Source organism: Pseudomonas sp. Fl5BN2, assembly GCF_009908205.1.
In the GTDB taxonomy this organism is placed as follows: Bacteria; Pseudomonadota; Gammaproteobacteria; order Pseudomonadales; family Pseudomonadaceae; genus Aquipseudomonas.
Genome location: NZ_JAAARL010000002.1, coordinates 431464 through 456965 on the forward strand (window position 1 = coordinate 431464; position 25502 = coordinate 456965).

The 25502-nt window shown below is 60.2% G+C and carries 29 protein-coding genes and 1 pseudogene; 15 read left to right on the forward strand and 15 right to left on the reverse strand.

Annotated elements, in window-relative coordinates:
• Window positions 1–101: 101 nt before the first annotated feature.
• Window positions 102–2228 (reverse strand): DNA helicase RecQ, encoded by a 2127-nt coding sequence (recQ, locus tag GV819_RS04355; protein ID WP_161753829.1) that lies wholly within the window; start codon window positions 2226–2228, stop codon window positions 102–104.
• Between the two features lie 274 nt (window positions 2229–2502).
• Here recQ and GV819_RS04360 point away from each other — a divergent pair, with 274 nt between their 5' ends.
• A complete protein-coding gene (locus GV819_RS04360) occupies window positions 2503–3090 on the forward strand; it encodes a YecA family protein (protein ID WP_161753831.1) in 588 nt (195 codons plus the stop codon).
• A 10-nt stretch (window positions 3091–3100) separates the two neighbouring features.
• Window positions 3101–3496, forward strand: a complete 396-nt coding sequence (locus GV819_RS04365) for a YbaN family protein (protein ID WP_161753833.1) — start codon at window positions 3101–3103, stop codon at window positions 3494–3496.
• A gap of 89 nt (window positions 3497–3585) precedes the next feature.
• Here the strand turns inward: GV819_RS04365 and GV819_RS04370 are convergent, their stop codons facing one another.
• Together GV819_RS04370 and GV819_RS04375 are read right to left on the reverse strand one after the other, a co-directional pair.
• A complete protein-coding gene (locus tag GV819_RS04370; protein ID WP_161753835.1) occupies window positions 3586–4182 on the reverse strand; it encodes a tRNA-uridine aminocarboxypropyltransferase in 597 nt (198 codons plus the stop codon).
• Window positions 4183–4191: 9 nt separating this feature from the next.
• Window positions 4192–5085, reverse strand: coding sequence for a LysR family transcriptional regulator (locus tag GV819_RS04375; RefSeq protein ID WP_161753837.1), 894 nt, complete (start codon window positions 5083–5085; stop codon window positions 4192–4194).
• Between the two features lie 358 nt (window positions 5086–5443).
• On the opposite strand from GV819_RS04375, the gene speB reads away from it, so the two are divergent.
• The 6 genes and pseudogenes from speB to GV819_RS04400 all read left to right on the forward strand — a co-directional run bounded on the left by speB (window position 5444) and on the right by GV819_RS04400 (window position 9375).
• The gene (gene speB, locus GV819_RS04380) at window positions 5444–6394 is read left to right on the forward strand and encodes an agmatinase (RefSeq protein WP_161753839.1); all 951 of its coding nucleotides are present in this window, start codon (window positions 5444–5446) and stop codon (window positions 6392–6394) included.
• 9 nt (window positions 6395–6403) lie between these two features.
• Window positions 6404–6768 (forward strand): annotated as a pseudogene (locus tag GV819_RS33095) (DUF4440 domain-containing protein).
• A gap of 21 nt (window positions 6769–6789) precedes the next feature.
• Complete coding sequence (locus GV819_RS04385) at window positions 6790–7005, forward strand: hypothetical protein (protein ID WP_161753841.1); 216 nt, start codon at window positions 6790–6792, stop codon at window positions 7003–7005.
• Window positions 7006–7137: 132 nt separating this feature from the next.
• Window positions 7138–8517 (forward strand): sodium:solute symporter, encoded by a 1380-nt coding sequence (locus GV819_RS04390; protein WP_161753843.1) that lies wholly within the window; start codon window positions 7138–7140, stop codon window positions 8515–8517.
• Window positions 8518–8822: 305 nt separating this feature from the next.
• Window positions 8823–9089: an acyl carrier protein gene (locus GV819_RS04395; RefSeq protein WP_161753845.1), complete on the forward strand. Its 267-nt coding sequence runs from the start codon at window positions 8823–8825 to the stop codon at window positions 9087–9089.
• A gap of 25 nt (window positions 9090–9114) precedes the next feature.
• Entirely contained in the window at window positions 9115–9375 is a 261-nt protein-coding gene (locus tag GV819_RS04400; protein ID WP_161753847.1) for a hypothetical protein, read from the forward strand.
• Window positions 9376–9462: 87 nt separating this feature from the next.
• On the opposite strand, the gene GV819_RS33100 is transcribed toward GV819_RS04400, so the two are convergent.
• Complete coding sequence (locus GV819_RS33100) at window positions 9463–9591, reverse strand: PA1414 family protein (RefSeq protein WP_256667336.1); 129 nt, start codon at window positions 9589–9591, stop codon at window positions 9463–9465.
• Window positions 9592–9724: 133 nt separating this feature from the next.
• Window positions 9725–10618 (reverse strand): putrescine utilization regulator PtrR, encoded by an 894-nt coding sequence (gene ptrR, locus GV819_RS04405; protein ID WP_161753850.1) that lies wholly within the window; start codon window positions 10616–10618, stop codon window positions 9725–9727.
• Window positions 10619–10722: 104 nt separating this feature from the next.
• Here ptrR and GV819_RS04410 point away from each other — a divergent pair, with 104 nt between their 5' ends.
• Window positions 10723–11883 carry an MFS transporter gene (locus GV819_RS04410; protein ID WP_161753852.1) on the forward strand — a complete coding sequence of 387 codons (1161 nt, stop codon included), beginning with the start codon at window positions 10723–10725 and terminating at the stop codon, window positions 11881–11883.
• Between the two features lie 42 nt (window positions 11884–11925).
• Here GV819_RS04410 and GV819_RS04415 read toward each other — a convergent pair whose 3' ends face one another.
• From GV819_RS04415 to GV819_RS04425, 3 genes are all read right to left on the reverse strand, one after another.
• Window positions 11926–12849: a DMT family transporter gene (locus tag GV819_RS04415; protein WP_161753854.1), complete on the reverse strand. Its 924-nt coding sequence runs from the start codon at window positions 12847–12849 to the stop codon at window positions 11926–11928.
• Between the two features lie 110 nt (window positions 12850–12959).
• Window positions 12960–13388 carry a DUF2177 family protein gene (locus GV819_RS04420; RefSeq protein ID WP_161753856.1) on the reverse strand — a complete coding sequence of 143 codons (429 nt, stop codon included), beginning with the start codon at window positions 13386–13388 and terminating at the stop codon, window positions 12960–12962.
• A gap of 28 nt (window positions 13389–13416) precedes the next feature.
• Window positions 13417–14253, reverse strand: a complete 837-nt coding sequence (locus tag GV819_RS04425) for a CvfB family protein (protein WP_161753857.1) — start codon at window positions 14251–14253, stop codon at window positions 13417–13419.
• Between the two features lie 353 nt (window positions 14254–14606).
• Between GV819_RS04425 and GV819_RS04430 the strand changes: the two genes are divergently transcribed.
• The 3 genes from GV819_RS04430 to GV819_RS04440 all read left to right on the forward strand — a co-directional run bounded on the left by GV819_RS04430 (window position 14607) and on the right by GV819_RS04440 (window position 16647).
• Window positions 14607–14795: a hypothetical protein gene (locus GV819_RS04430; protein ID WP_178124751.1), complete on the forward strand. Its 189-nt coding sequence runs from the start codon at window positions 14607–14609 to the stop codon at window positions 14793–14795.
• A gap of 197 nt (window positions 14796–14992) precedes the next feature.
• A complete protein-coding gene (locus GV819_RS04435) occupies window positions 14993–15712 on the forward strand; it encodes a TorF family putative porin (RefSeq protein WP_161753859.1) in 720 nt (239 codons plus the stop codon).
• 65 nt (window positions 15713–15777) lie between these two features.
• Window positions 15778–16647, forward strand: a complete 870-nt coding sequence (locus GV819_RS04440) for a DUF6279 family lipoprotein (RefSeq protein ID WP_161753862.1) — start codon at window positions 15778–15780, stop codon at window positions 16645–16647.
• A gap of 16 nt (window positions 16648–16663) precedes the next feature.
• On the opposite strand, the gene GV819_RS04445 is transcribed toward GV819_RS04440, so the two are convergent.
• Window positions 16664–17056, reverse strand: coding sequence for a transcriptional regulator (locus GV819_RS04445; protein WP_161753864.1), 393 nt, complete (start codon window positions 17054–17056; stop codon window positions 16664–16666).
• A 195-nt stretch (window positions 17057–17251) separates the two neighbouring features.
• On the opposite strand from GV819_RS04445, the gene GV819_RS04450 reads away from it, so the two are divergent.
• Together GV819_RS04450 and GV819_RS04455 are read left to right on the forward strand one after the other, a co-directional pair.
• The gene (locus GV819_RS04450; RefSeq protein WP_161753866.1) at window positions 17252–17998 is read left to right on the forward strand and encodes a DUF899 domain-containing protein; all 747 of its coding nucleotides are present in this window, start codon (window positions 17252–17254) and stop codon (window positions 17996–17998) included.
• A 120-nt stretch (window positions 17999–18118) separates the two neighbouring features.
• Entirely contained in the window at window positions 18119–19066 is a 948-nt protein-coding gene (locus tag GV819_RS04455; RefSeq protein ID WP_161753868.1) for an AraC family transcriptional regulator, read from the forward strand.
• 74 nt (window positions 19067–19140) lie between these two features.
• Here GV819_RS04455 and GV819_RS04460 read toward each other — a convergent pair whose 3' ends face one another.
• The 4 genes from GV819_RS04460 to GV819_RS04475 all read right to left on the reverse strand — a co-directional run bounded on the left by GV819_RS04460 (window position 19141) and on the right by GV819_RS04475 (window position 23850).
• Window positions 19141–20451, reverse strand: coding sequence for a hypothetical protein (locus GV819_RS04460; RefSeq protein ID WP_161753870.1), 1311 nt, complete (start codon window positions 20449–20451; stop codon window positions 19141–19143).
• A complete protein-coding gene (locus GV819_RS33520; RefSeq protein WP_178125926.1) occupies window positions 20451–21878 on the reverse strand; it encodes a DUF6384 family protein in 1428 nt (475 codons plus the stop codon). The genes GV819_RS04460 and GV819_RS33520 overlap by 1 nt, the downstream gene beginning before the upstream one ends.
• Before the next feature lies 1 nt (window position 21879).
• Window positions 21880–23007: a merozoite surface protein 3b gene (locus GV819_RS04470; RefSeq protein WP_161753908.1), complete on the reverse strand. Its 1128-nt coding sequence runs from the start codon at window positions 23005–23007 to the stop codon at window positions 21880–21882.
• Between the two features lie 261 nt (window positions 23008–23268).
• Window positions 23269–23850, reverse strand: a complete 582-nt coding sequence (locus GV819_RS04475; RefSeq protein ID WP_161753872.1) for a hypothetical protein — start codon at window positions 23848–23850, stop codon at window positions 23269–23271.
• 288 nt (window positions 23851–24138) lie between these two features.
• Between GV819_RS04475 and GV819_RS04480 the strand changes: the two genes are divergently transcribed.
• Window positions 24139–24411 carry a hypothetical protein gene (locus GV819_RS04480; protein WP_161753874.1) on the forward strand — a complete coding sequence of 91 codons (273 nt, stop codon included), beginning with the start codon at window positions 24139–24141 and terminating at the stop codon, window positions 24409–24411.
• A gap of 30 nt (window positions 24412–24441) precedes the next feature.
• Here GV819_RS04480 and GV819_RS04485 read toward each other — a convergent pair whose 3' ends face one another.
• Both GV819_RS04485 and GV819_RS33525 read right to left on the reverse strand, forming a co-directional pair.
• Window positions 24442–24963, reverse strand: a complete 522-nt coding sequence (locus GV819_RS04485) for a hypothetical protein (protein WP_256667337.1) — start codon at window positions 24961–24963, stop codon at window positions 24442–24444.
• A 100-nt stretch (window positions 24964–25063) separates the two neighbouring features.
• On the reverse strand, window positions 25064–25267 hold the full coding sequence (locus GV819_RS33525) for a restriction endonuclease fold toxin (RefSeq protein ID WP_161753876.1): 204 nt from the start codon (window positions 25265–25267) through the stop codon (window positions 25064–25066).
• Between the last annotated feature and the right edge of the window lie 235 nt (window positions 25268–25502).

The following is a 25502-nucleotide window of genomic DNA, read 5'->3' on the forward strand; positions in this document are numbered from 1 at the left end:
CTGAAAATAAAGAGAACCTAATTATTAGTCAGCTAAGCATGCCCCTTGCTCGGAGGCAAGGCCTGTAAGGGACTGAATCGTTACAACATTGATTCACCCCCTTACATTTCAAACTCCGACTGCAATGCCGCGCGTACGCAGTACAACACCCCTTCAGGCACCCGTCCGGCGAAGGCCTGGAGAACCTCGGCTACCGGCGGCAACTCACCCTCGCCGTCGAGGAAAGCGTCCTGGATTTCCCCCAGCAGGTCTTCCGGTAAATCCAGTGCCTGCTCCAGGGACAACTGCTGCTTGCCAATGGCCTCGGCCAGCAGGGTGTAGACGTTCTTTTCCGTGCACTGCAGTTGGCCGGCGATCTGCACCGGGGTCATTCCGGCACGGGCCAGGGTAATCAACTCGTGGCGAATATCGGCGACCACTTTCGGCGCCTCGCCACCGCCCCCCAGAACGTCGAGGAACGCCGCACCGTAACGCTCCAGCTTGCGTGCACCGACGCCACTGACCTCGGCCATCTCCGACATGGAGCAAGGCTGGCTGCGAAGCATCTCCAGCAACGTCGAATCGGGGAAAATGACATAAGGCGGTACCCCATGCTCTTCCGCCAGTTTGCGCCGCAGGGCTCGCAGCGCCTCCCACTGCTCGCGCTCCTCGCCCCGTACCAGCTGGCTGGCCTGGCTGGAGCCGCTCTTGGGAGTGCTTTGCGGCTTGAGGTCGCGGCGCAGCTCCAGGGTCACTTCCCCCTTGAGCAGCGGCCGGCAGCTGTCGCTCAGGCGTAGGCCGCCGTAGCCTTCCAGGTCGATATCCGCCAGCCCACGAGCCACCAACTGTCGGAATAGAGAGCGCCATTCACCTTCACTGCGAGCCTTGCCAACACCGAATACCGACAGGTGCTGATGGCCGAAACTGCGAACCTTCTCCGTATCCTTGCCCAGCAGTACATCCACCAGATGACCGACGCCGTAACGCTGGCCCGTGCGAAAGATCGCCGACAGTGCCTGGCGCGCCGGCTCAGTAGCGTCCCAAGTCTGCACCCCATCGACGCAGTTATCGCAGTGGCCACAAGGTTGCGGCATGTCTTCATCGAAATAGGCCAGCAGGGTCTGGCGGCGGCAGCGGGTTTCCTCGCACAGCGCCAACATTGCATCGAGCTTGTGCTGCTCGAGACGCTTGTGGCGCTCGTCGCCCTCGGAGTTCTGCAGCATCTGCTTGAGCATCAGCACATCCTGCAGCCCATAGGCCATCCAGGCATCCGCCGGCAGGCCATCACGGCCGGCACGACCGGTTTCCTGGTAATACGCCTCCAGGGACTTGGGCAAATCCATGTGGGCGACAAAACGCACGTTGGGTTTGTCGATACCCATGCCAAAGGCGATGGTGGCCACCATGATCAGGCCTTCCTCGTTGAGGAAGCGCTTCTGGTTATGGGCCCGCAGGTCGCTGGGCAGCCCGGCGTGATAAGACAGCGCGGTGAAACCCTGCTCACACAGGAAGGCCGTGACTTCATCGACCTTCTTGCGCGACAGGCAATAGACGATCCCGGCATCGCTGCGCCGCTCGTTGAGAAAAGCCTGCAACTGCTTGCGCGGCTGCTCCTTGGGCACGATGCGGTAGAAGATGTTCGGTCGGTCGAAGCTCGAGAGAAAACGCTCGGCGTCCTGCAGGTGCAGGCGATTGACGATCTCTTCGCGGGTGCGCTTGTCGGCGGTGGCAGTCAGGGCAATGCGCGGTACATTCGGGAACATTTCCGCCAGTTGCCCCAACTGCAGGTACTCGGGACGGAAGTCATGCCCCCACTGGGACACGCAGTGGGCTTCGTCAATGGCGAACAGGGCGATGTCGAGATTCTGCAGGAACGCCAACATACGTGGTTGAACCAGGCGCTCAGGCGCCAGGTAAAGCATTTTCACCTCGCCACGACGGATGCGCGCAGCCAGGTCACGCTGCTGCTCGGCGCTCAGGGTAGAGTTCAGGGCAGCGGCTGCAACCCCCAGCTCCTCCAGCGTTGCAACCTGGTCATCCATCAACGCGATCAGCGGCGACACCACCACCGCAAGACCGTCACGAAGCAAGCCCGGGACCTGGAAGCACAGCGACTTGCCGCCACCGGTGGGCATCAGTACCAAGGCATCGCCGCCACTGGCCACGCGCTCAATGATCGCACCTTGGCGGCCACGGAAACTGTCGTAGCCGAAGATGTCCTTGAGGACGCGTTGAGCCTGTTCGAGCATGAAAAACTCCAAAAATCGCTGAAATCCCTGAACGCAGACTGGCCGAAAAGCCGGCTCGTTTCACCGACATTTGCGTTAGCGGACTTGTCCGGGCTCGCCGCCATGCCTGCAGGGCATCACAAAACGCGCGAGTATACCCGAGCCCTTCCCGACACAGGGCGCCGACTATGGACCGCCGGTAACCTTTAGAACCGCTCAAATCTGCCCCGCGGCTGGCTTGAGCGCTCAAGAAAGCCTAGAATTCAGCATCGTTTATTCCCAAGGTAGCCCGTCAATGTCCTTCGCTGAGCAACTAACCCGCCTGCAAGTCTTCCTCGACGCAGATGATCTGCATGACGAGGCGCTGGACTACGTGGCCGCTCACGGCTACCTGACCGCCCTGTCGATCTGTTCGGAAAGCGTACCCGACCGTGAGTGGATCGATGCGCTGTTCGCCGAAGAGCCTCACTACCGCGACGACGCCGAGCGCGAAGTGATCGAATCGACCCTGCTGGCGCTCAAGGCGCACATCGCCCGCCAACTGGCTTCCGACGAAGAGTTCGAGCTGCCCTGCGACCTCGACTTGGGCGACGTCCCGGACGACTCCGACCTGCGCGGCTGGTGCATCGGTTTCATGGAGGGCGTGTTCCTGCGCGAAGAGGCCTGGTTCGAAACCGCCGAAGATGAAGTCAGCGAAATGCTCCTGCCGATCATGGTGGGGTCCGGCCTGTTCGATGAACAGCCAGAGTTCTCCGATATCGCCAGCGATGCCAACCTGATGGACGACATGATCGTGCAGATTCCAGAAGCACTGACCGCGTTGTACCTGCTGTGCAACGCTCCCGACGAAAAGCCGGCGCTGCTCAAGCCTCGCCACCACTGAGTCGCCGCCTATGGCCAAGCCCATAGGCCAACGCCCCCTGCTATTGCGTTACGTTCTACTGGCCTGCGGCTGGCTGAGCGTAGCGCTGGGGGTACTCGGCATCTTCCTTCCGGTATTGCCCACCACGCCTTTCCTGTTGCTGGCAGCCGCCTGTTTCGCTCGCAGTTCGCCGCGTTTCTATCACTGGCTGGTGCAGCACCCGCGCCTGGGTCCCTGGATCCGCGACTATCTCGACGGCAATGGCATTCCGCTCAAGGGCAAAGTGTATGCCATCGGCCTGATGTGGCTGAGCATCGGTTTCTCCTGCTATCTGGTACCACTGCCCTGGGCACGGGGGTTCATGCTGACCAGTGCCGTGCTGGTGACGGTGTACATCCTGCGGCAGAAAACCTTGCGGCCTGCTTGAAGACAAGGGGCGATAGCGGAAATTCAGAGCCGCTGCGCACCCCATCACAGTCTGCGGCAACGGCTACAGATTGCGGGACAGGATCTGGATCAAGGCTTGAGGTGATTGCGCTGGTAAGTGTGTTCACCCATCGCCGCAATCTGCCCTTCGATCAGGGCTTCGAACGGCCGCAACAAAGGCTCGAACGACGCCGGAGCTTCCAATACCTGCAAGGCCTGGACTATGGCTTCCAGGGTGGACAAGGCTCCAGGCCCCGGAGCCTTGCGCAACCGGTAGCGCGACTCCAGCACGGTCGCCAGGGTCACTCGCGGCAAGGCCGCCAGCAGCGGATTGAGGTGCAACAATTTGCGCGCCTTGCGCCAAGTGCCGTCTGGCACCACCAACAGCAGCGGTTCATCCGACGCCGCATAAGCCTGCAACGGCTGGGCATCATCTGCCGGGAACAACAGGCGCGCCTGGTAACCCGGACGGTTGAGCAACGCGGGTAAATCCTCGAACACTTCGCCGACGACCAACTCCGCATTGCTCAGGCCCAAAGCCGCCAGCCGCGCCGTATTCAGCGCGTGGTTGACCTCACTGGGATGCTGCAACAACAGCACTCGGGTACGACTGGACAACTCCGGGATCAACAGGCAAAGGCAGTGTTTTTCGGGGCGCAGGCAGCGCTCACAGCGAATTCTCGACATAGCGCCTCCTCAGGCCTGATTGAGCTGGGCTTTCAGCAGATCGCGAAAGGTCTGGATCAGCGGCTCACGACTGCGTCCGCGACGCACAATCATCGAGAACGGCGCTTGATAGCCGAAGGTTGCCGGCAACAATACCCGCAAGTCGCCCTTATCGGCCCAGGCCTGGGCGTAATGCTCCGGCAAGTAGCCAATGTAGGCGCCGGAAAGCACCAGAATCAGCTGTGCCTCCATACTTTCCACCGTTGCCGCGCTGTGCTTGAAGCCATGCCGAGCCAATTCGGCCTGGCTCCAGTAGCCCCGGCCGACCATGCGCTGCTGGGTGATGACCTGCTCGGGAATGCGCCGCTCGTTGTACAACGAATGCCGATTGCTGCAATACAGCCAGTGCTGCTCGCGGTACAGCGGCATGTACACCAGGCCGCTCATGCGCGTGGAGAAAGCGCCGATGGCCAGATCCAGGCGGTTGTCCTGCACCCCCAGTTGCAGTTCGTGGGGGCTCATCACCGACAGGTGCAAGTGTACCGCCGGATGTTCCTGGCTGTAGGCACCGATAGCTTCGGCGAACGGCAGGGCCTTGTCGCTGACGGTAGAGTCGATCACTCCGAGATTCAGGGTCCCGCGCAACTCGCCCTTGAGGGCTGCGGCGTACTGCTCGAAGCCTTCCAGCTCAGCCAACAGGCGCAGGGTTTCCTGGTGAAACAGCTCGCCCTTGCTGGTCAGGCTGAAACCGCCACGACCACGATGACAGAGCACCAGGCCCAGGGAGGCTTCCAACTGGCTCATGTAGGTGCTGATGGCCGAAGTCGAGAGATTGAGCTCGCGCTGGGCATTGGCGAATCCCTGATGTCGCACCACGCTGACGAAGATGCGTAATAGTTTCAGATCAGGTAAAGCGTTGGCCATGACAGGCTCCGGTAACAGGTGAAAAGACACCATCCCTGTGGCAAGAGCACTGGCTGCAACAGGGCAGCAATACCGTCCTGAGACACCCCAGCATTTTTCCAGCTCGAGCCCACAACCCTGATTACGCGGGCTGCGCCACCGAGCGGGAGCACGCCCCCCGACCATAAAGGCTTTGGGGAACAGCGCGGGAGTCTAACGCGCCCACGGCCAATAGTTTAGAAAAAACTGAACTAAGTATTTGTTCGTAGCGATTCTTTCCCCGCACTACATTTCGCAGAATCAGCCCCACTCGGTTGGCCGGGCAGGACCTGCTGCGCCGTCGACCCCATAAATATAAAACAACGATGAGGCCTATCCCGTGGACAAGATTCTCCACCAACCACTGGGCGGCAATGAAATGCCGCGCTTCGGCGGCATCGCCACCATGATGCGTCTTCCCCACTTGCAATCCGCTGCCGGCCTGGACGCTGCGTTCATCGGCATTCCCCTGGACATCGGTACCTCGCTGCGCGCCGGCACCCGTTTCGGCCCGCGGGAAATCCGCGCCGAATCGGTGATGATCCGTCCTTACAACATGGCGACCGGCGCGGCACCGTTCGACTCGTTGTCGGTGGCCGACATCGGCGACGTGGCAATCAACACCTTCAACCTGTTGGACGCGGTCCGCATCATCGAAGAAGCCTACGATGGCATTCTCGAACACAACGTGATTCCCCTGACCCTGGGCGGCGACCACACCATCACCTTGCCGATCCTGCGGGCCATCCACAAGAAACACGGCAAGGTCGGCCTGGTGCACATTGATGCCCACGCAGACGTCAACGACCACATGTTCGGCGAGAAGATCGCCCACGGCACCACCTTCCGCCGCGCAGTGGAAGAAGGCCTGCTGGATTGCGATCGCGTGGTCCAGATCGGCCTGCGTGCACAGGGTTACACCGCCGAAGACTTCAACTGGAGCCGCAAGCAGGGCTTTCGTGTAGTCCAGGCCGAAGAGTGCTGGCACAAATCCCTGGCCCCCTTGATGGCCGAAGTCCGCGAGAAAGTCGGCGATGGCCCGGTGTACCTGAGCTTCGACATCGACGGCATCGACCCGGCCTGGGCCCCTGGCACCGGCACCCCGGAAATCGGTGGCCTGACCACGATTCAAGCCATCGAGATCGTCCGTGGCTGCCAGGGCCTGGATCTGGTGGGCTGCGACCTGGTGGAGGTCTCGCCGCCTTACGACACCACCGGCAACACCTCGCTGCTGGGCGCCAACCTGCTGTATGAAATGCTCTGCGTACTGCCCGGCGTGGCCCATCGCTGAGTCTCGGCCATGAGCGAGCACGAGCATATGCCTCGCGCCGCCAGGCCGTTTTCGGCACTCAGTGCCGCTGCCAGCTTCATCTTTACCCCGTCCTCGGTTGCTGTTGCGCAATGCCCACAAGGCATTAGCCGGCCCGATGACGGGCCACGGAGGGTTCCGAGGTGCTGTGGTGCACCTCGAACAACGCCGTCGTCCGCCCACAAGGGGACGTCGTCGGGTTGACTCATGACACAGCCACGAAGCTGCGCATGCAAGGGGAGCAAGACTTCAGCCAGGAACGCGAGCCCCTTGGGTCTTGCACAAAACAACAAGGCCTCTGGCTGGCCAGTCACAACCATTTGTCCGCTATGCCGGAAGGGCTGCCACCCCCTTAGCCAATGTGATCGGAGCAGATCATGAATAACAACAAAGAAAAAAGCCTCAGCCACATCGCAACCAGCGGGATCGGACCGATCCTCGAGCACAAGCGCGGCACCAGGCCTTGCGACCTGTTTTGCCTGACCTTCGGCCTGCCCAGCCCGGCCATCGACACCCTCAAAACGACGCACTCCAGCATCGCCAGCCGCAGGCTCAGCGGGCTGCTGGCAGGGCGCGCACTGCTGCCCGGATAACCTCCTGGAGCCGCCGGCCCCGCGATAGAGCCCTTGAGTCCTGCAGAGGATTCAACCCCGCCTCCGCTGAGTAGCCAGCCCCTGCATGAACCGTTTGTTTCACATAAAAAAGATAATCGGAGACACGCCACCATGGCTTTAGATCTATTCGTCGTACTCATCTATGCCGCCGGCATGCTCGTGCTCGGCTACTACGGCATGCGCAAGGCCAAGACCCACGAGGACTACCTGGTGGCCGGCCGCAATCTGGGCCCGACCCTGTACATGGGCACCATGGCCGCCACCGTACTGGGTGGTGCGTCCACCGTCGGCACCGTACGCTTGGGCTACGTCCACGGCATCTCCGGGTTCTGGCTCTGCGCCGCGCTGGGCGCGGGGATCATTGCCCTGAACCTGCTGCTGGCCAAGCCGCTGCTCAAGCTGCGCATCTTCACCGTCACCCAGGTCCTGGAAAAGCGCTACAACCCCATGGCTCGCCAGGCCAGTGCGGTGATCATGCTGGCCTACGCACTGATGATCGGAGTGACCTCGATCCTCGCCATCGGCACTGTGCTGCAAGTACTGTTCGGCCTGCCATTCTGGATCTCGGTGTTGCTGGGCGGCGGCGTGGTCGTGGTCTATTCGGCAATCGGCGGCATGTGGTCGCTGACCCTGACCGACATCGTCCAGTTCGTGATCAAGACCGTCGGCCTGATGTTCATCCTGCTGCCGATCTGCCTGTACCGCGTAGGTGGCTGGGATCAACTGGTAGCCAAGCTGCCGGCGTCCAACTTCAGCTTCACCACCATCGGCTGGGACACCATCATCACCTACTTCATGATCTACTTCTTCGGCATCCTGATCGGCCAGGACATCTGGCAGCGGGTGTTCACCGCCAAGACCGAGAAAGTCGCGAAGTATGCCGGCACCCTGGCGGGCGTCTACTGCATCCTCTATGGCCTGGTTTGCGCACTGATCGGCATGGCCGCCCACGTCCTGCTGCCGGACCTGGACAACGTCAACAACGCCTTCGCCGCCATCGTCAAAGCCTCGCTGCCAGACGGCATCCGAGGCCTGGTGATTGCTGCCGCCCTGGCCGCCATGATGTCCACCGCCAGCGCCGGCCTGCTGGCAGCCTCCACCACCCTGACCGAAGACCTGCTGCCAAGACTGCGCGGCGGCAAACAATCGAGCCTGGGAATCAACCGCCTGTTCACCTTTCTCACCGGCATCGTGGTCCTGGCCATCGCCCTGGTAGTCAACGACGTGATCAGTGCCCTGACCCTAGCCTACAACCTGCTAGTGGGCGGCATGCTGATTCCGCTGATCGGCGCGATCTTCTGGAAGCGCGCCACCACCGCCGGCGCCATCACCAGCATGGGCCTGGGCTTCGTTACCGCTCTGGTGTTCATGTTCAAGGACGGCCTGGACGCCAACACGCCGATCTACTACAGCCTGGCCGTGGGCCTGGTGAGTTTTGTGGTGGTCAGCCTGCTGTCTCGGCGCCCGGCGCCTCTGGCCAATGCGATCTGACCTGAGGTCGGACGCCTGAAGCTTTTCTTCGACGGTTGCGGCGTCGGTGGCCGCAGCCGTTTTTTTTCGTCGGTAGAAAAGTCTCACGGCGCAGTTGACGGGGCCTCCAGCCCCAACCCTGCCACCCTTGAAGGGACGAATGGTCACCGCATGGGGAAAAAACCTGTGCTGTACTCTGTTTCAGCGACGACTGTTCCTGCAGGAGAACAGTACAAGGATCGCTGGCAGCCTCAATGCGCGCTATCGCTTCACCCTTGGACGGGGTCATAAAACAACAAGAACCTCTACCCTGCCCTGAGGTGTTTATGGACCGTTTCGACATCCAGCAAAGCATCCGCCACGCCATCGAGGCGCAGATGGCCTTGAAATGGTCGATTCCATCCTGCCAGGCCCTCAGCAACGATACTTACTCACTGGACTTGAAGGCCCTGCTGCATAGCCTTGAATGCGAGTTCAACGTCAGGCTCGACCCCGAGCACGACTTGTACTGGATCAGCTCCATCAACGACCTCAGTCAATTCATCCTGGAAAAAACCCGCCGCCACGAGCCACACCCCTCCCGCCAGACATGACTGCCTGAGCCTGCGGGGCTGGCTGATGAAGCGCACCGAAGCGCGTCAAGCCGTGTACTCACTCATCCGCCAATGGCTGGGTGAGCGCACTTGCCTGGACGACTGCAGCCGCCTGCAAGCGCTAGGACTGGACAAGGGTGATATCGAAGAGATGCTTTGGCGCCTGGAGGACAGGTTTGATCTATGCGTCCCGGCCCTTGAAGAACAACGAGGAATCAGCACCGCGGAGAGTGTCCACGACCTGATCGAATGGCTGCTGGAAATGTCCCGGCAAAACGAGGATTGACCCGATAACCTCGGACCTATGGTCCAGCACCTCGTTGTCAGGAAAGCCAAGCGAGAGCCGGAGTCTGGACTCCGCTCTCGCGTCAGCTCAACGACGGCGTTGCCGACGGCGCCGCAGCTCTTCGTCGGTAGGAATCGGCACCGGTTGCAGCGGTGGCTCGATCAGGCCCAGTGCGACGCCAAGGTCGTGTAGCCAGCTTTGCAGTTTGTCTTTCATAGTGCCCCCTCAGGGTCGTGCCGAGCAGCGATACTATGCCGCCTTCAGCAGATGATAGCCCTAACTTTTCCACCGCGCAGCCCTGCAATAGCAATGAACTGTTACTGGATTTAGGCAAATCGGCCATGGGTATTCAACCCATGGCATGCAGCGGCTGCGCGCCGTTCCCGCCAGCGCCCTGCTGCAGCTCGATCCAGGCATTGAGATTGGCCCCGAGCATGCCCTTGCGCCACATCAGCCAGGTAGTGGCATGGGCGAACGGCTCGGCCAGCGCATGCACCGCTACACTCTCGCGACCCGGCAGGCTGTCGAGCATCGACTGGGCCATCAACGCCACCCCGGAGCCGGCGATCACGCAGGCCAGCATGCCCTGATAGGACTCGATCTCCATCGCCCGCCCCATGACCGCATGGTAATGGGCAAACCACGACTCCAGGCGCATGCGATAGGAACAGCCTTGGCGAAAAGTGAACACCGAGCGCCCCTCAACATCCCGGGCGGTGCGCACCGGAGGGTGATCGGCCTCGCTGATCAGCACCAGGGTTTCATCACACAAAGGCACGCCATCCAGCCCCGCCAACTGCAGCGGCCCATCCACCAGGGCCGCGTCCAGGCGACCGGTGAGCAACCCTTCCAACAGCTCGCCACTGGGCCCGGACTGCACCTGCAGGTTCACCGCTGGATAGGTCCGGTGGTAGCGCGCCAACAGTTCCGGCAAATGAATCGCCGCGGTGCTATACATGGTCCCCAAGACAAAATCCCCCGCTGGCTGACCGCCCTGCACCGCGGCATGGGCCTCGTCGTGCAGGGCAAACAGGCGCCCGGCGTAATCCAGCAACACCTTGCCCGCCGGCGACAACTGCAGGCGCTGGCGCTCGCGCAGGAAAAGCTCGACCCCCAGTTGCTCTTCGAGCTGCTTGAGCCGTGTCGAGAGATTCGACGGCACCCGATGCAGCCGCTCAGCAGCCCGGGTGATAGAGCCTTCTTCGGCTACGGCCTGGAAAATGCGCAGTTGGCTGAACTCCATACCATTCTCCAAAACTGAACAAGTTACTCAGTATTATTCATTTTTAAAGAATTTCAATCAGCCCTAGCCTGGCGGTCACTGTCCTTGCCGATGGAAAACCGAGCATGTCTCCCCTACTGCGCTTACTCGCCAGTTTCATTGCCCTGATGATGGCCATGGGTATTGGTCGTTTCGCCCTGACGCCACAACTGCCGCACTTGATCAGCGAAGGCCAGGTCGACCTGACCGCAGCCGGACTGATCGCCGCGGCCAACTACCTGGGCTACTTCATCGGGGCGCTGGACGCCATGTTCGCCCGGCGCCCGGCTCAGATGCGTGGGCGCCTGCTAGGAGGCCTGTGGCTATGCGTACTGCTGACCCTGGCCTCGTTCTGGGCCCAGGGTTTCTGGGCACATCTGCTGCTGCGTTTCGGCACTGGGGTGGCCAGTGCCTGGGTGCTGGTGATGATCACTGCCCTGAGCCAGCCCCTGGCCCTGGCTGCTGGCCGGCCACGCCTGGGGGCCCTGGTGTTTGCCGGTCCGGGGCTGGGCATCATGCTCACTGGCCTGCTGGCCTTGGGGGCCAACGCGCTGGGGCAGAGCTCCGCCAACCTGTGGTTGCTGTATGCCGGTGTCGCCTTGCTGATGTTGCTGGTGATCCTGCCGATACTGCCGCAGGCCCAGACAACGCTCAGTCCAACCCGGCAAAACGCCTCACCAAATGAGCAGAGCGTGTGGCGCCTCGGGCTGGTCTATGGCCTGTATGGCGTGGGTTACATCATCCCCGCGACCTTCCTCTCGCAGATGGCCAACGTACGCTTTCAGGGCCAGTGGCAAGCCGACCTGTTCTGGCCTGCCTTCGGCCTGGCCGCTACCCTGGGTGTCGCCCTGGTCAGCCTGCGCCGAAATACCCCAGGCAGTACCCGCCAATGGTTGATCGCAACCTTGTGGCTACAGGCCCTCGGGGTTTTCGCCTGCCTGCTGGGCAGTGGCCTGGGGCTGGTGCTGGGTGTATTGCTCTGTGGCACGCCATTTCTGGCCTGCATGCAACTGGTCATGCAGCGCTCCCGGGAACTGGCGCCACAATCAGCCCAACGCAATGCCGGCCTGCTCACTGCCTGCTTCGCCGTGGGCCAGTTGAGCGGTCCATTGCTGGCAGCCCTGAGTAGCCACATCAGCGGCAACCTGCAACTGGCCCTGATGCTGGCAGGATGTGGTTTGTTGATCAGTGGCGGATTGCTGTGGCAACAACGGCCAGTGCCGCAGCACTGCGCAGCGCTGCCATGAGTGCATCGGTCGCAGCCCCCCGCCGAGGAGAACCGCGGCTCGCTACAACCAGCGCTGGATCCGCCGGCGCAGCCATTGCTCGGCGCTGACAAAGGTAATGCCCAACAGCACCAGCATCGCGCCAAACACAAAGTTGAGGCTCAAGGGCTCACCCAGCAATACGACGCCGAAGGTTACGCCGAACATCGGCGTCATGAAGGAAAACACCGCCAGGTTCGCCGCCAGATAACGACGCAGCAGCCAGAACCAGGTCAGGTAGCTGAAAAACGATACCACCAGGCCCTGGAACAACACACTGGCCACGGCCACCGGGGTCAGGCTGACCTGGGTCACCTGGCCGCTGAGCACGGCAATCAGCAACAAGCCGACAAAGCCGACAATCAATTGATAGAACAGGGTCAGGGTTGCCGGCGCCTCGGACAATCGCGAAGCACGTACCACCACCGTGGTAGCGCCCCAGGCCAACCCCGCCAACACCCCCAGCGCGTCGCCCAGGAGCATGCGCCGATCCAGGTTGTCTAGTGAGATCCCCCCGGCAAAAGCAATGCTAATGCCGACAAAGGCAAGGACAATCCCCAGCCACTGCAAAGGGCGCAAGCGCTCACTGGGCAGCAGCCAATTGACCCCGAGTGCGGTAAAGATCGGCGCGGTATAAAGAAACACCGACATGTGCGCCGCACTGGTCAGTTTCAGGCCCTCGGCAATGCACAAGAACTCCAGGCCGAACAGAGCGCCGGCCAACAAGCCACCGCGCCAGGTACTGGAAACCTGGGACCATCCGCCTTTCCAGCACATCAGCAGGGCCACCAGCAGCGCCGAGATCCCGGAACGGGCGGCAGCCTGCATCACCGGCGCAATATCTGCCGCCGCCCATTTGATCATCACCTGCTGCACGCCCCAAATCAGGCACAGCCCCACCATCACCTTCAGGGCAAATCCATCGACGTTGCGTCGCTCGATACTCACCGCCCCTCCTCACATTGATGCAACAACATGCTACTTACCCGATATATAAAGACAGCTCCCCGAGAACCGCCGGGGGCGAATGATGATGAAAAACCGTCAAGCAAGACCGCTTAGCCCCGTGGCCCAGAACCTGCAACGGGCGCCCAACGGCCAGCACAATAGACACCGAAACTGCAGGCCAGGGCACTGACCACCAAGCCCCAGGCCATGTCCATTACGGCCAGCGACGCCGACCAGCCCTTCAAGGTCGCCCAGTTGCTCAGGTCATAAGTGCCGTAGGCCACCAGCCCGAGCAGCGCCCCCAGGCGTGCCGCACGCTGCCAGCCGCCCTGAAGCAGGGCAGGCCGCACCGCGAACAACACACAACCCGAGACGTAGAGGAGATAGAACAGCGCCGCTGGCAGCAGCCGCGGCTGTTCAAGCAGCAGTGAACCCAGTTGGGCCCGGTAGGTGGGGCCCATCATCAGCCCCAGCCACAGTGCGTCGAGCAGCAAAAAAGCCAGTAAGGTGGCGAACCAGGCAACCAGCGTGGTTTTCATGAGCGTCGACCGCAGGATGAAATGCGTTTCAGCTTAGCTCGATGCGATCTGCATGAATGACAATCTGGCCCTGTTTGTAGAGCGTGCCGATAGCCTTCTTGAAGTTACCCTTGCTGACCCCGAACAAACTGCTGATCAATGCAGGATCGCTCTTGTCACTGACCGCCAGGGTGCCATTGCTTTCCCGCAACTTGGCGAGGATCTTCGAGTTCAGGCTGGTGGCCGCCTGTTCACCCACCGGTTGCAGGCTGAGGCTGATCTTGCCATCGGTTCGTACTTCCTTGATGAAGCCCTTCTCTTGCATACCGGAACGCAGGAACTTGAACACTTCGTTCTTGTGAATCAGACCCCAGTGCTTGTTGTTGATAATCGCCTTGAAGCCCATGTCGGTGGATTCTGCCACCAACAGGTCGACTTCCTCGCCCGCCTTGTAAGTGGCCGCAGTCTTGTCCAAGTAGCGGTCCAGGCGGGCCGTGGCGGTGATACGGCGGGTGTGCTTGTCCAGGTAGACATGCACCACGCAGTACTCGCCGGCCGTCATCTGGCGCTTTTCCTCGGAGTACGGCAGCAGCAGATCCTTGGGCAGCCCCCAATCCAGGAACACCCCGATGCTGTTAACTTCGACAACTTTAAGACTGGCGAACTCGCCGACTTGAACTTTCGGCTTCTCGGTAGTTGCGATTAACTTGTCAGCACTGTCCAGATAAACAAAAACATTCAACCAGTCTTCATCTTCACTGGGAATATCCTTGGGAATATAACGATTGGGCAGCAATATTTCGCCATCCGCACCACCGTCCAGATACAAACCGAAGTTAGTGTGTTTAACCACTTGCAAACTGTTGTAGCGCCCGACTAAAGCCATTTCCAATACCCTCATTGCGTGGGCGACATTCTACCTGTTTTCCGCGCCGGCGTTGACGCTCCTGAAACGCCAATGGGGAAAATCCATGAGGAGCCTTGATTTTTCTGGCCCTCTTGACGAGCCGCTACCCATTCGTCCGGCGGACAAGGGGCTATCATGCCCGTACAAACGCGTTGCAACGCGTACTCCTGGCAAAAGGTCCTTATTTAAAACAGCCACTTAGGAAGATTTCAGCGAGATAAACTTAGGGAAAAAGCATAAAAGCACGCCATCATTCCCAATAATATTTGCCAAGCAATTGTCAAGCATTTCTGATAGGATGCCTGGCCAAATTAATTTTCCCGACAGGTTAAATGGCCGCCATGCGAGTAAAAGCCTCCAACAGCAAAGCAAAACCAGCTCCCGCCGTTGAAACCAGCGAATCGATCAACGAACAAATCGCGGCCTTCCTGAAATCGGGCGGCGAAATCCAGCAAATTGACAAAGGTGTCAGTGGCCAGACTTTCGGCCCATCCAAACAGATCAGCCTCGGCAAAAAGTAACCCCCCGCACTATTCTGGTCCCTTAGCGCTTTGCCCTCAAAGCGCTAGGACTGGCACCTTCATCCCCCCTCCTATCTGTGAACAAATCGACGAACGGCCCTCATCCCCAGGCATTCGCCGGTATTCTTGCGACCTTCTAGATCAATCGTTTCAGCCGACTTTCAGGTTGTCACTCCGCGCAGTCCTGGGAGTGCTGCATGCTCAAACCCTCAGTTCTGGTCGTCAGTCTGCTGCTGGCCTCCCCCCTCGCCCAAGGGCAGATTTTCCAGCGTGAACTGGGCGACTTCGACCTCAAGCTGGGCACCAGCCCAAGCCGCAGCATGGCCCAGGGACTGGTCAAACCCTCATCCAGTGGCTCCTTCCATGGCGGCCTCGACCTGAGCCACGACAGCGGCTGGTACTTTGGACAATGGTCCCCGAGCATGGGCCTGAGCCCTTCGAGCAATCTAGAAGTGGACTCCTACCTGGGCTTCAAGCAGCCCTTCGATCAGACCCTGGGCTACGAGTGGGGGATGATCCACTACAACTACCCGCAACTGCACACCCAGGACAGCCAGGAGTTCTACGGCGGCCTGACCCTGCTGGGCAGCCGCTTCGGCGCGGCCTTCAGCAATGATCCAGACAAACGCAACAGCACCCTGTTCGCCGACCTGGGCGGCAACCCGCCGTTCGGCATAGGCGTCAGCGTCAAATACACCACTCACCAGTTGAACAATGGCGTGTCTGTAGCCAACGGCGGTTATGTCGCCGGCTTCAGCGACTGGTCGATCAAACTCTCGCGGCCCTGGCTGGGGATCGACCTGAACCTGATCTACAGTGACTCTAGCCTCAACGGTACGGACTGCTCCGCCTACTCCGGACACAACGCCGAATGCGACGGCCTGCTCACCTTCAAGGCCGAGCGGGCGTTCTATTAAGCGGCTGAACTGCCAGAGGTCTTCCGGGTTCAGATGAAAGACCCCGCACTCGCCAGGACTCGAACATGTCGCGCCGGTGGCACCTGCTTATCCCGCTCCTGATCCTCAGCCTGCTGCTCAGTGCCTGCAGCCGGTTCGGCCTGGCCTATCGCAACCTGGATGTGATCATCCCCTGGTCCCTCAACGACTACCTGGACATGCGCAGCGAACAGAAGAGCTGGTTCGACCAGCGTCTGCAGCAGCACCTGAACTGGCATTGCACCACCCAGTTGCCGGGCTACCTGGACTGGCTCGATCGCCTGCAACTGATGGTGCAAGACAACCAGGTCAATGAACAGGCGCTACAGGCCCGTACCCAGGAAGCGAAACAAGCCATCGCCGCAACCGCACGACAAATCACTCCGTCAGCAGTGGAACTGCTGCAGGGCCTGGACGACCAGCAGGTCAAGGACATGAATGCAGCCTTCGCCAAGGACCTGCAAAAGCACCAGGAGCAATACCTCAAGCCGCCCCTGACCCGACAGATCGAGCAACGCAGCCAACGCATGAGCAAGCGTCTGAATGCCTGGATGGGCCCCTTGAGTCCAAGCCAGCAGCAGCGAATCGAGCAGTGGTCCGCGTCACTGGGGGAGCAGAACCAACAATGGATCGCCAACCGCGCGCGCTGGCAGGCGCAGTTCAGCGCGGCCGTGGAACAGCGCCAGAACAACGATTTCCCTCAACGCATCGAGCAGTTGCTGGTCAACCGCGAAAGCTTATGGACAGCCGACTACCGCCAGGCCTACGCCCACACCGAACAGGCCGCACGCAGCCTGTTGGTGGACCTGATGGCCGCAAGCAGCCCGGGCCAACGCCAGCGCCTGCTGCAAAAGATCGACGGCGTACGCAAGGACTTCACCGCCTTGAAATGCCTGCAGAACGCCCACCAGGGCTAGCTAGCCCTCTCATCGCCTAGGCGATCTGGGCCTTGGACGCCACCTCCTCAAAGGTTTCCGGGGCCAGCCCGTCCACCTGCTCATCCAGCACCTGACGCGGGTGATCATGACCCGGAATACTGCTGTCGATCAGGCACAGCAGACTGGAGCCACGGGGCGTCAGCACGAAGTTCTCGCCATTGCCCCCTTCGGCCTCCGGCCTGGCCTGAATAAAGCCCCTGTCCAGCAGCAACTTTTCGTATCCGCTGGCCATGCCTTTCAGGTCATCCAGATTGCCAGAGGGCTCCCCCTCCACCGCCTTCGCGGCGGCATGCTGCTCGGCATAGGCGCGCGGGGTGAAACTGTGGCCGGCGCCGTTCTGCACCTCGTGCAGCAGTCGTTCGATCAGATCCCAGTTATACGTCGTCATCCTGATTCAACCTCCAGACAAGAGAATGAACTGCCTTTCACAGGGTGTGACCGGCAGGGCTTTGTGCCGTTCAGCAAATACCCCGCTCCGAGGTGACCCCTGATCGGAAAACCACTGGGCAGCTTGTCGACCCACGACCGCGCCAAACGACTAGCGTGTGTAAGACCTATCGCCCCTGCCGTGAGGAGAGACGCCATGAGTATCACCGATCACCCCGTGATCTCCCGGGAACAATGGCTGCAAGCGCGCAAGCAACACCTGATCCACGAAAAGGCCTTTACCCGCCAACGCGACCAACTCAGTGCCGAACGTCGGGCTCTGCCCTGGGTAAAGATCGACCAGCCCTATCGCTTTCAGGGCCCCAAGGGGCAGCTGAGCCTGGCGGAGCTGTTCGGCGGTCGCAGCCAGTTGCTGGTCTATCACTTCATGTTCGGTGCCGGCTGGGAGGATGGCTGCAAAGGCTGTTCATTCCTCGCCGACCATTTCGATGGCGCCAACCAGCACCTGGCCCATCACGACGTGGCCCTGGTGGCGGTGTCCCATGCGCCCTATGCCGAATTCCAGGCCTTCCGCCAGCGCATGGGCTGGCGCTTCGACTGGTATTCCAGTGCCGGTGACAACTTCAACCGGGACTTCGGGGTCAGCCTCAGTGCCGAGCAACTGACCGAGGGCAGCGCGACCTACAACTATGAAAGGGCCAGTGGCGGCGAAGAGGAATTGCCGGGGCTGAGCGTGTTCTATCGCAACGACCAGGGTGAGATCTTTCATACCTACTCCACCTACGCCCGTGGCCTGGATCTGTTGGTGGGGGCCTACAACTTCCTGGACCTGACCCCCAAGGGGCGAAATGAGCAGCAGATCATGGGTTGGGTTCGCCATCATGATCGGTATGAGGAAGCATCGAAGAACAAGGGCAGCTCCGGTTGCGGCTGTGAGGATTGAGAGCGCTTTCGCCGATAAACTGGCCCCTACCCCCGTAGGAAGCGGATTGTCGGCGAATGCCCAGCACAAACCTGTCGCAGACTGCGACGGCGATCCTGCCCAGCCAACTAAACTTCAATCATGACCGCCGCCTATCACAGCCTCCACGAATACACCCTGCGCATGAGCCGTGTTCTGGAGCATATCGACCAACACCTGGACCAGCCCCTGGAGCTGGCGGATCTGGCGCGGGTGGCGCATTTCTCGCCCTACCATTTCCATCGCCTGTTCAGTGCCTGGGTCGGCGAACCGCTGGGCGCCTATCTACGGCGCCGGCGCCTGGCCTGTGGCGCCTACCTCATGGCCAGCCGCCCCGAGGCCTCGATCCTGGAAATCGCCCTGGAGGTCGGCTTCGGCTCGGGAGAGGCATTCTCCCGCGCCTTCAAACAACACTTCTCAGTCTCCCCCAGCACCTGGCGCGACACCGAACCAAAACGCTGGCACCGTCGCCTCGACGACATCCGCGAACGCCGTTTGCGGGAATTGAGCAATCCTGATCAGACCCACATCCCCGCCTTCGACGATCCTGACGCCTTCATGCACCTGAAGGACACCACCATGAACGTCACCCTGCAGCAACTGCCCACCAGCCGCGTGGCCTACCTGCGCTACATCGGCGCCTACGGCCCGGGCATCGGCCTGTTCTGGCGCGAAACCGCCGCGCCCTGGATGCTTGCGCACAACCTGTTCAACCGCGTGCGCTACGGTATCGGTCACGATGACCCGGACGTCACCCCGGCCGACAAATGCCGCTACGACGCCTGCGTGGAAGTCCCTGAAGACTTCAATGCCCGAGCCCCCGCCGTAGTCACCACCCTGCCCGGTGGCCTGTATGCCGTGGCCTCCTACCGAGGGCTTGGCCCGGCCATCGGCGAGGCCTGGATCGAACTGTGCCGCGACTGGCTGCCCAAGAGCGGCTTGCAATTCGACCCGCGCCCGGCCTTCGAGCGCTATCCGGTGGATGCCTATTACGACGTCAAGACGGGGGAGCTGGAGTGTGAGATCTGCATTCCGGTGAAGGCGCTTTAGCGCAGAACCCACCCGGAAACGACACGGGGGAGCCAATGCTCCCCCGTATTTTTTCCGCTTGAACCCTGCGCGCCCTAGAGGCTGTCGCTGGTGGAGAACCCGCCGCTATCGCGGGAACGGGTGTTGCTGGACGAACTGCTGGGAGTGGAACTGCCCCACGAACCACCGGAGCTCGAAGATCCGGAGCTGCGGCTGCTGCTCACCTGACTGGTTGCCTGGGCGGCCGACAACGCGCCCTTCATTAACCCGAGCATCAGCGAGTCGACATTGCCGCGGCTGGCGGCGCTCTGGCTGGCACGACCAGCCTCGCTGGCCAACAGGCTGCGCTCCAGCTGCTTGGCGCGCTCGTATTCGTTCTGGGCCTCCTCGCACTTGCCCTGCAGGAACGGCACACGTACCTGCAACTCATCCAGCTCTGCACGCAAGTCACGCACTTCCCGGACCAGCGCATCGTCCTCCTTGCCAGCGGTTTGCGCCGCCAGAAGCTCCAGCTTCTTGTCGCTCATCTCGGCCAGTTGTTCGGCCAGTAACGCCGAAGCCTGGGCCAGATACTCGTCACGCTTGGAACTGAAGGCATCCAGGCTGGCGTGCACCTCATTGGCCTCGATCTTGGCCACCTCCACCGCCTGCAACGCAGTCTGCAAGCGCTGCTGAAGCACTACAAAGTCACCACCGGTCGAGGCTTCCTGGTAGAGCTGTGACAGCTTGGCCTGCTGCGCCGCCTCTTCCTCCTCCAGACGGCTGGCGGCACTCTCGTTGGCCTGCTGAATGGCCAACAGGGTCTGCTCGGTGCGCCAGTTTTCGGTGAAGTTGCACAGCTTGGCCGCCCAGCGGTCCAATTGCCGCCATGGCGTCCAGCGCGGATAGCCCTCGGTGCCGAACTTGCGGCCTTTCAGATACAGGTACAACCGGTCCACCTGGAAACCCTTCAGCTTGGTCCGGCACTCATCACGCAGTTCCTCATAGGACTCGGACGCCGCCACCCGCGCCGCCTCGGCCTCGCGTAGCGCCTGCACCTGGCGCTGGTAGGCCGGGTCATCGGCGAGTTGCCGATCGATCCCCGCCACCCGGGTCTGCAACTCTGCGGACACGCCCATCGCCGCCTGCAATTGCTGCGCTACCGCGGCCTCGGCCGTGGCCAGGCGCTCGCGCAATTGCGCTTCGCCCTGGTTGCGCTGGTCAAGCAAGCGCTTGACCTCGACCGACTGCTGACCGCCGCCCTTGAGCTGGTGACCGGCAATCCGCGCCAGTGCGTCGCTGATGTCCTGCTCCAGGCGCAATTCCCGCTCATGGGCGTTGGACAACTCCTGCTGCAACTTGCGCAGTTCATACTCGTAGCGCCGGGAGTTTTCACTCAGGGTCGCCATCATGCTGTTCGCGCTCATCACCACTCCAGGATGTAGGCAGGCTTGGCGGTGGTCCGCCCTTTGAGGAACTTGAAGCTCAAGGAATTGGCATCCTTGCTGCCCAGGCGCCGGTTATCCACATGGCCGTCGGCCAGCTTGTCGTTCTTGACCTCTTGATAGGTGGCCTGATCGACCCGCACACCGAACATCTTGGCGTAGCGCTTCTCCCCGGTCTCGATGCTAGTGATCGGCACCGGCAGCACATTGCCGGCAGCATCGGTGGCCTCGGTCAGCAGGTACCAGCTCTTGCCTCCGGAGGGGTCGAAGTTGCGCTCGACCATGGATTTCTCCCCAGTACGGCTCACGATGTCCAGGGTCAAGGGCGTCTTGGCAAACGCCAGCAACTGCTCGATCTCCTTGAGCCCACTGGTGGTAGTCGCCACATCCAGGGCCTGAATCGCCTGCTCCACCTTACTCAAAAGCGGCTGGAACTGCGCCGCATCCGCCTGGCTCAAGTTCATCTGGCGCACACTGGCCCGAGCCGCCTCAAGAGAGGCGAGGTAGTTGGGATTCAAGCTTTGCTGATCGGTCAACCTGACCGCCTGGTCGACCTTGGCCATAGCCACCGCCACGCCCCTGGTGTCAGCATCATCCAAGGCCCCTTGAGCGTCTTTGGCAGCCGCCGCTACCTCGGGCACGACCTTGCTGGCCACCAGAAACTCGCGACTGGTGGTCAGGGTCTTGAGCTTCTGCGCCGCCATTAACAGACTGCCGATGTCGTCCAGTTGAGCCCGCATCGCCTCCAGCGATGTGGCGCTTTTTCTCAAGTCGCTCGTGGCATTGGAGACCATAACCCCGTCGTTGAAACTGCGCTGCTCTTCAGGCAGGGCAAATTGCGGCAACTTGATCGACGCCTGCTCACGGGCTCTCGCCAGCTGGGTCTTGGCCTTATCCAGCAAACGCCCGGCTGCCGCCACTTGGGCGCTCGCTACTTGAGGCTCCAGCTTGGCCAATTTCTCCTGTAACAAGAACACCTGCTGCGTCCGGGTGTGCGCCTCGTTCTGCAGGCTGACCAGATCGGCCTGGGTATAGCGACCTTGCTGTTTGAAGTCGCTGATCACCTGGGTCCAGGCATACAGCGAATACAGGATGATAGGCGTCCAGATCGCCACCCATTTCAACCGTTGGCCACGACGTATGAAAGTATCCGCCAGTCGTGTCTCCCACCAACGCAGCGTCGGCGCTTCGTAGGTCAGCCGCGTGGCAAAGTAATTGCGCACCCCCTGCTCCACCAGGGCATCCTCGACCTCGACCCCCTTGGCCTTGTAGAACTCACGAATACGCTCGGCCACAGCCTTGCGATGCTGCGGCAGGTCCAGGTGCTTCTGGATCTCGGTCTGGCTGTGGCGCAACTCATCGACCAGCGCCATGGCGCCCATCTGTTCGCTGAGAGAAACCCCGCTCACCTCACACCCCCTTCTGCAGGAGCGCGGTGAAGCGACGCTTGCTGTCCTCGGTCACCGACTCGATCTCGGCGGCGGCCGATGCCGACTCCTTGCGCAACTCCTGGATCAGATTCAGGCTGCTGGCCTGGAACTCCACCACCGCATCCGCCAGGGCCTTCACCGAACTGGCCTTGAGGCTGGCACCGTAACCGGCCTTGAGCGCCGCGTTGAGCTGATCGCCACCAACACGGGCCTGCACTTCAAGGCTGGTGTTGATGCCATCGCTCATGGCATTCAGGGTCTGGGTGGTTTCCGCCAGACCGCCGGACGAGGTGAAGCCCGCCGCCAGCCCAGTGAGCACGATCTCGTTGGTGGCGAAGAAACTCACCGCCCGCTGATACAGGCGCTCCTTCACCGCGTGGTACTGATTGAGCCGGGCAAACACCAGCTCCGCCGCGCCATAGGCGGCCTTCAACTGATCGGCGATGTCGGTGATGATCTGGAAGCGCTTGTCCTCGTCCTGCAGATTGCGCAAGGCCACATCCCGCTCAAGCTCCAGCTTGGCCTGATCCGCCGCCACCAACCCCGCCACTTCCAGGGCGGCACTGGCATCGGCCAGAGCCTTGCGCCCGGCGTCCATCTGCGCCTGGGCAATCTTCTGCACCTCACAGGCATCCACCTCGGCCGACTTCATGGCCAGGCGATAATCCTGATACGCCTCAAGGATCAGGGTTTCCAGCTGGATCTGCTCATTGGCCGACTTGGCCACCGCCAGGTAGTTCTCGCGGATGCTCTCGAAACGATCCGGGATCGAGCCACGACGCATGTTCAGCCACGCCAGCTGAATGCGCTCGGAGAACTGCAACTTGCCGTCGGCCATCCACTCCATCATCTGCTGGGCGTCATTGCGGATCGAATCAAAGCTGGTGGCGATATCCGCATAGCGGGTGCTGATGTCCATGCCCTGCAACTTGTCGCGCACTGCGGCGTTGAACACCGTGGACTGCTGCAGGGTGGCGGCGATATTGGTCACCCGCTCGACGTCATACACCGCCACCTTGTCCAGCAGCGCCAGTACTGGCATCTCCTGCTTGGGAAAGGTGATACCGATGGAGCGCAAGGCCGACATGGAGCGTTCGAGGTAATTCATGAGCATGGGCGTATTCCCAGGGTGGAGCCCCGCAGCCGGAGCGCCATCATCCATTGACAGGTGAATAGGCGAAGGGGGCTTCCACCCCCCACTTGAAAATTCAGTGCAGTGTTGCCAGCACCACAGAATCAGCAACCGAAGTTACCCGGCGGCCATCATCAAGCGAGGCCTTGTGCATCCGTGGCAGATAGCCAGCAACCTGGCGTGCGTGAGCATACCACCCGAGTTGAACTGAGAGAATTCATCGCCGCGCCCCCCTTCTCAACGAGAAGGAATGGCCGTGATATCGCGGACAATGAACTTCGGCAGCGTGCGAATGTAGAAACTCTCCACATCCGAATTGCCGCTGTTGGTGATCGCCCCCAGCATGGTCTTCATATTGCGCAACTGGCCCATGGCCCCGGCAGGCTGCAAACCATCGCGCTCCTGGGCGAAATGCAAAACATCGGCACCGTCGCGCTTGACCTGGACCTTGTAGCCGAAATCGACACTGGCGAGGATCGTGTTGTCATCGACGATCATCGACACCAGCCCGCCCTTGGAATCACTGAGGCGGCGCTTGTATACCGCGTTCACATCCAGCAGGTAGTCGGCGCTTTCCTTGGTGGCAGCGTAGCGATTGGCGTTGCCCAGTTGCCGGATCAGTTCCATGCCCAACTGCTGGCGCAGCTTGTCCTGCGGCAGAAACCGCTCGCTCTCCCCTACCAACTGCAGGTTGAAAGTGTCGATCCAGTAAGTGGCGGTGGCGGGAATCTGTACCGGTTTGGGCGAGATGTAATAGTCCGGGGTTGAAGCGCAACCGGCGAGCAGAGCGAGGGTGAAGAGCAGAGACAACAGACGCATGACGGATCTTCCTTGAGAAGGTTTTCAACAACGCACCGCCACCTGAAAACCACCTGTGGCATGGCGATAAGCGGTGGCATTGTAAGCCAGGAAAATCGCGGAGGGCCGACTCGAAAAGATACTCTCGGCAAATTAGGAATTACCTTACGGCAGAAGCAGACGATCCAGTAGGAATAGGGCTTTAAGGACAGGGGGAGCGCTGGATATAGTCGAGGGGGCGTTGAAAGGACGACCGGGTTTGGCGACCTGATCTACAGAGTCCTCAGTCAAACTAAAGAGGCTCATTAAATGATGCGTTATCAAGCTATAACCGGCCACGACTGCAACATTCCCTCGCTGCTGATCGATACCCAAGCCCCCATTGACGTCCTGCACGATGCAGCGGGGTATCGCATTCGCGCTGTGACTCAACTGCTGGAGAACTTCGCGATTCCTGACGAAGCGCCCAAAGGCGCAGTGGTGCTGCAGGAACTGTCGCTGGTGTGCAGCATTTTGCTGCGCGATGGGTGTGATTTGATGGATGTGGCAGGGCGACGGATGCAAGGTCAGCTAGCAGCATAGACAAAAAGGGGCGGTATTAGAGTCGCCCCTTTAGCCTTGATACATAGTGGGGAAATATTCATTTATACATTCATTATCCAACAACCGATCAACTGTAAAGTCCAAGCGATCCGAAACAGCGATGCCTCTTCGCAACGGTTCAGGAAAATCCTCGATCGACGCGAAAACTGTCGGGACCAGATATCTAAAATAGTCACCCATTCTGGTGGTCCCATCGTACCCTACTGGATAGTCTTCACCCTCATAGCTGCCTTCAATAGCGTGGTAGACACAAAAGCCCTTATTAACAGGCAAATTGGCTTCACTGTGATTACCCATTTCCGCCAGATCACTTTCAAGATCATCTACGATAGACCTTTTACACAAGTTCCTTCGATGACGACAAGCAGAATACAGGTCCACATCAAAACTGCCACCTTTCACTATTGGATACTCACAAAACTCTTTTGACTCCCGCCACATATATTCATTCATTCGATCGAGCAGTAACTCAACCTCGACAACTCTGAGCAACTCTTGGGGAAAATCACCGAAGCCGTTATTCACCATCATTGCAACCCGTCTAAATTTATCCATTGCAAACCAAGTGAATATCGAACCAAACCCAGGTTACCAATCAGTATCTAGAACAGTCACATTCACTCTAACCACCCTACTCTACCGCGACTTCTATAGTAACCTTGATCTGACCACGAGCTGCCTTGCTAAGGAAATTATTTAGCTCCTCAATAGCCGAACATGTTCTTTTCACCTGTATCAACACAGCTTCTGTAACAACATCAATTCCCCTACCATTAATAACCTGAGACGTTCCTCCTGCTCGACCTATAACAAAATCTTTATAGTGAATTTCCAAGGCCTCACGCTATTTTCCTTTTGAGTACAGTCCCTTACATTATCTGACATTTTAATGGAAGGACGCTCAGGCATAGTTCCTCCCTTACTATACATCGCCCTCCGGATTCAGTTTGTGCTCCGGAGCCACAGATGAAAAAATTTAATGCCGTGTACGAAACCAATTAATCCACTACAAAAATAACTTAAGAAAACAACCATCTCAAGAGTAAACCCAACCCCAAACACGCCAACCC

Excerpts from the sequence above, each read along its gene's own strand:
- GV819_RS04475 (WP_161753872.1), bottom strand. The coding sequence starts at position 23,850 with ATGCGTCTGTTGTCTCTGCTCTTCACCCTCGCTCTGCTCGCCGGTTGC.
- GV819_RS33100 (WP_256667336.1), bottom strand. The coding sequence starts at position 9,591 with ATGAAAGACAAACTGCAAAGCTGGCTACACGACCTTGGCGTCGCACTG.
- GV819_RS04485 (WP_256667337.1), bottom strand. The coding sequence starts at position 24,963 with ATGATGGTGAATAACGGCTTCGGTGATTTTCCCCAAGAGTTGCTCAGA.
- GV819_RS04455 (WP_161753868.1), top strand. The coding sequence starts at position 18,119 with ATGACCGCCGCCTATCACAGCCTCCACGAATACACCCTGCGCATGAGC.
- GV819_RS04445 (WP_161753864.1), bottom strand. The coding sequence starts at position 17,056 with ATGACGACGTATAACTGGGATCTGATCGAACGACTGCTGCACGAGGTG.
- GV819_RS04375 (WP_161753837.1), bottom strand. The coding sequence starts at position 5,085 with ATGGCCAACGCTTTACCTGATCTGAAACTATTACGCATCTTCGTCAGC.
- GV819_RS04390 (WP_161753843.1), top strand. The coding sequence starts at position 7,138 with ATGGCTTTAGATCTATTCGTCGTACTCATCTATGCCGCCGGCATGCTC.
- ptrR (WP_161753850.1), bottom strand. The coding sequence starts at position 10,618 with ATGGAGTTCAGCCAACTGCGCATTTTCCAGGCCGTAGCCGAAGAAGGC.
- GV819_RS04440 (WP_161753862.1), top strand. The coding sequence starts at position 15,778 with ATGTCGCGCCGGTGGCACCTGCTTATCCCGCTCCTGATCCTCAGCCTG.
- GV819_RS04420 (WP_161753856.1), bottom strand. The coding sequence starts at position 13,388 with ATGAAAACCACGCTGGTTGCCTGGTTCGCCACCTTACTGGCTTTTTTG.
- GV819_RS04360 (WP_161753831.1), top strand. The coding sequence starts at position 2,503 with ATGTCCTTCGCTGAGCAACTAACCCGCCTGCAAGTCTTCCTCGACGCA.
- GV819_RS04410 (WP_161753852.1), top strand. The coding sequence starts at position 10,723 with ATGTCTCCCCTACTGCGCTTACTCGCCAGTTTCATTGCCCTGATGATG.
- GV819_RS04385 (WP_161753841.1), top strand. The coding sequence starts at position 6,790 with ATGAATAACAACAAAGAAAAAAGCCTCAGCCACATCGCAACCAGCGGG.
- GV819_RS04480 (WP_161753874.1), top strand. The coding sequence starts at position 24,139 with ATGATGCGTTATCAAGCTATAACCGGCCACGACTGCAACATTCCCTCG.
- GV819_RS04470 (WP_161753908.1), bottom strand. The coding sequence starts at position 23,007 with ATGAATTACCTCGAACGCTCCATGTCGGCCTTGCGCTCCATCGGTATC.
- GV819_RS04400 (WP_161753847.1), top strand. The coding sequence starts at position 9,115 with ATGAAGCGCACCGAAGCGCGTCAAGCCGTGTACTCACTCATCCGCCAA.
- GV819_RS04395 (WP_161753845.1), top strand. The coding sequence starts at position 8,823 with ATGGACCGTTTCGACATCCAGCAAAGCATCCGCCACGCCATCGAGGCG.
- GV819_RS04450 (WP_161753866.1), top strand. The coding sequence starts at position 17,252 with ATGAGTATCACCGATCACCCCGTGATCTCCCGGGAACAATGGCTGCAA.
- GV819_RS04460 (WP_161753870.1), bottom strand. The coding sequence starts at position 20,451 with ATGAGCGCGAACAGCATGATGGCGACCCTGAGTGAAAACTCCCGGCGC.
- GV819_RS04370 (WP_161753835.1), bottom strand. The coding sequence starts at position 4,182 with ATGTCGAGAATTCGCTGTGAGCGCTGCCTGCGCCCCGAAAAACACTGC.
- GV819_RS04365 (WP_161753833.1), top strand. The coding sequence starts at position 3,101 with ATGGCCAAGCCCATAGGCCAACGCCCCCTGCTATTGCGTTACGTTCTA.
- GV819_RS04430 (WP_178124751.1), top strand. The coding sequence starts at position 14,607 with ATGGCCGCCATGCGAGTAAAAGCCTCCAACAGCAAAGCAAAACCAGCT.
- GV819_RS04425 (WP_161753857.1), bottom strand. The coding sequence starts at position 14,253 with ATGGCTTTAGTCGGGCGCTACAACAGTTTGCAAGTGGTTAAACACACT.
- GV819_RS04435 (WP_161753859.1), top strand. The coding sequence starts at position 14,993 with ATGCTCAAACCCTCAGTTCTGGTCGTCAGTCTGCTGCTGGCCTCCCCC.
- recQ (WP_161753829.1), bottom strand. The coding sequence starts at position 2,228 with ATGCTCGAACAGGCTCAACGCGTCCTCAAGGACATCTTCGGCTACGAC.